This is a genomic window from Peribacillus sp. NPDC058002 (assembly GCF_042886655.1).
In the GTDB taxonomy this organism is placed as follows: Bacteria; Bacillota; Bacilli; order Bacillales; family DSM-1321; genus Peribacillus; species Peribacillus aracenensis.
In genome coordinates this window covers 1-2,601 of sequence record NZ_JBHVQU010000377.1, presented here as the reverse complement: position 1 = coordinate 2,601, position 2,601 = coordinate 1, and the positions used below count along the sequence as shown (strand labels likewise).

At 41.3% G+C, this 2,601-nt stretch carries 4 protein-coding genes; 1 reads left to right on the top strand and 3 read right to left on the bottom strand.

What is annotated here, in order from left to right:
- The first annotated feature begins 161 nt into the window (after positions 1-161).
- Positions 162-317, top strand: coding sequence for a DUF4021 domain-containing protein (locus ACFVSH_RS25250; RefSeq protein ID WP_192204772.1), 156 nt, complete (start codon positions 162-164; stop codon positions 315-317).
- A gap of 244 nt (positions 318-561) precedes the next feature.
- On the opposite strand, the gene ACFVSH_RS25245 is transcribed toward ACFVSH_RS25250, so the two are convergent.
- From ACFVSH_RS25245 to ACFVSH_RS25235, 3 genes are all read right to left on the bottom strand, one after another.
- Positions 562-1,347, bottom strand: coding sequence for a glucose 1-dehydrogenase (locus ACFVSH_RS25245; protein ID WP_387708494.1), 786 nt, complete (start codon positions 1,345-1,347; stop codon positions 562-564).
- A 52-nt stretch (positions 1,348-1,399) separates the two neighbouring features.
- On the bottom strand, positions 1,400-2,152 hold the full coding sequence (locus tag ACFVSH_RS25240) for an SDR family NAD(P)-dependent oxidoreductase (RefSeq protein ID WP_387598509.1): 753 nt from the start codon (positions 2,150-2,152) through the stop codon (positions 1,400-1,402).
- 34 nt (positions 2,153-2,186) lie between these two features.
- The coding region (locus ACFVSH_RS25235; RefSeq protein WP_387708492.1) for an SDR family NAD(P)-dependent oxidoreductase at positions 2,187-2,601 on the bottom strand (415 nt) is incomplete at its 5' end.

Sequence of the window (2,601 nt, the reverse complement as noted above, 5' to 3'; positions counted from 1 at the left end):
TAGAATACCAATTAAAAGTTCTTGAAAAGGAGATTACTAGCATTGAATAAGTATTTTATCTTTAACTCTTAATTTAAACAAAAGAAAACTTAAAAAGACCCGGTCACTAAGCGTATGTTTTTTTGGATAATGAGACACCCTATTGTGTGGAGGTGATATGTATGGATAGGAAGAATGATAAAGATGAAATCCTTGATGATAAAAAGAATAAAAATAGAAATGAGTTTGGAGCAGATCCCGATGAACAAGAAATGAATGGTCTGTATGGTATGTTGGAAACTGAATATGAAGATAAGCTTCATGATAAAGAAAAATAACGATTGGTTTCTTGAAATTTTGTTAAGCGCCTTGTATGGCGTTTTTTTAATGAGTGCATCTGTGTTGAACTTCTCGAATCTATTCTATAGGTTCGCATAGGCTATAAACGGATTTTTTACATCTTCCACAAAAAACGAAAACCCAGAAGGTCTTCGTTTTCTGCAAATGTGAATATGTTGGGTCATTAACTAAAAAGATACCATTAAAAGGGAGTGACCAAATGCTGCCACTCCCTTTGTTCAATTAGTATTGTGAAGATTGTCCGCCATCAATCGGAATGACTGCCCCGTTGATGAACTCTGATTCCCCAGATAATAAGAAAGCGACTAAGCGGCCGACTTCTTCAGGTTTACCAAAGCGTTTTTTAGGATTCACACTGACGAATTCCGCCATTGCTTCTTCCCAATTCTCCCCGCCTATTTGCCTGAATGAACCTTCAACCATCGTTGTTAAGATTACTCCTGGTGCAATGGCATTTATGCTGATTCCGTATTGACCATATTCTATGGCAGCTGTTTTTGTTAATCCTGCTACAGCATGTTTACTTGCAACGTACGCAGCTTGGTTAAGCACAGCACGAATTCCGCCTACAGAAGCCACGTTCACCACTGCCCCTGATCCTTGTTCTTTCATGATTGGCAAGATATATTTCATGCCATAAAATACACCATTAATATTGATGTCCGTTACTTTGTTGAAAACGTTGCTATCGTATTCAGCCGTAGGTGCCTGTTTACCTTCGATACCCGCATTATTATAAAAACCATCGACTCTACCATATTTGCTGACTGTTTGGTCTACATAGTTCTTGACGGCTTCTTCATCCGATACATCTGCAGTGATCAGAAGCACGTCTGAGTTTGGTGCAATTTCAAAGATTAATTTTTTTGTTGCCTCCAAAGATGCATCGTTTAAATCAACTAATGAAAGTTTAGCTCCTTCTTTAGCCATTTCCAATGCGGCTGCTTGTCCTAAACCTGATCCTGCACCTGTAATGATTACTACTTTGCCATCGAATCGTTTGTTCATATGTCAAAACTCCCTTTTTAAGATATCTGGAAAATCTAATTGATAATAATGATTACCCCTTAAAGCTTAAGAATCCATCATCAACAGGAATGACTTGTCCATTAATGGCATCCGCTTTTTCAGAGAACAAAAACGTTACAACTTCAGCAACTTTTTCTGGCTGTATCAATTTTTTCCTCATATGAAGTTGGGCCAAACTGTCCAGGAACTCTTGATCATCACCAATGATCGGCGTTTCGATAAAACCTGGTGCAACACCGACAACACGAATCCCATATTGCGCAAGTTCAATTGCTCCAGATTTAGTCATGGCGATGACTGCAGCTTTTGCAGCATGGTAATTAAAGCTGCCGATTGAAACCATCGTCCCATATATTGAGGCTGTATTAACGATTGTAGCGCCTGTTACCCCAAGCTCCACCATCTTCCTTGCTGCATAATACATGCCATAATAAACGCCGTGTTGGTCAACATCAACGACTCTATGGTAAGATTCTGGATCCATCTCTAGAAATGGTTTTACTAGTCCAATTCCAGCGTTGTTGAAAATGCCGTCGATGGTGCCATGATTGGCAACTGCAGCTTCGATCATCGCATCCACTTCTTCCGCATTAGCTACATCCACTTTCACAAAAGAAGCCGTGCCTCCCTTTTGTTGAATGGCTTCAGCCGTTTCTTTAGCAGCAAAATCATTGTAATCAGCCGCTACGACAACAGCTCCCTGTTCAGCTAATTTACATGCCGTTTCCTTTCCAATTCCGCTGCCTGCTCCTGTAATTACTATGACTTTTCCTTTTAAACTCATGTATTCGTCCCCCTGTAATAAAGTTTATTGCTTATCAGATTAAAATGGCCCCTCCGTCAATTACAAGTTCTTGACCCGTAATGTGGCTGGAAAGATCCGATACTAAGTACATCATTAGATTTGCAATTTCCTGCGGTTCAGCATACCGACCATCCGGAGTCGTTGCTTCCAACTGTTTTCTAGCCGTTTCAGCTGCCGCGGAATCGCCTTGACCAAACCCGCTTTCAATCGACCGCATCATAGCCGTGTTGACGACACCTGGGCAGACGGCATTCACCCGTACACCATGGGGGGCAACTTCGACACCAGCAGTTTTCGTCATTCCAAGAACCGCATGTTTACTTGCGCCATACGCCACCATGTTTGGCGTAGCGAGTAAACCAGCTCCAGAAGCTGTATTCACGACCGCTCCGCTTTTTTGTTCAATCATACAGGGCAATACATCTGCC

Excerpts from the sequence above, each read along its gene's own strand:
- ACFVSH_RS25250 (WP_192204772.1), top strand. The coding sequence starts at position 162 with ATGGATAGGAAGAATGATAAAGATGAAATCCTTGATGATAAAAAGAAT.
- ACFVSH_RS25240 (WP_387598509.1), bottom strand. The coding sequence starts at position 2,152 with ATGAGTTTAAAAGGAAAAGTCATAGTAATTACAGGAGCAGGCAGCGGA.
- ACFVSH_RS25245 (WP_387708494.1), bottom strand. The coding sequence starts at position 1,347 with ATGAACAAACGATTCGATGGCAAAGTAGTAATCATTACAGGTGCAGGA.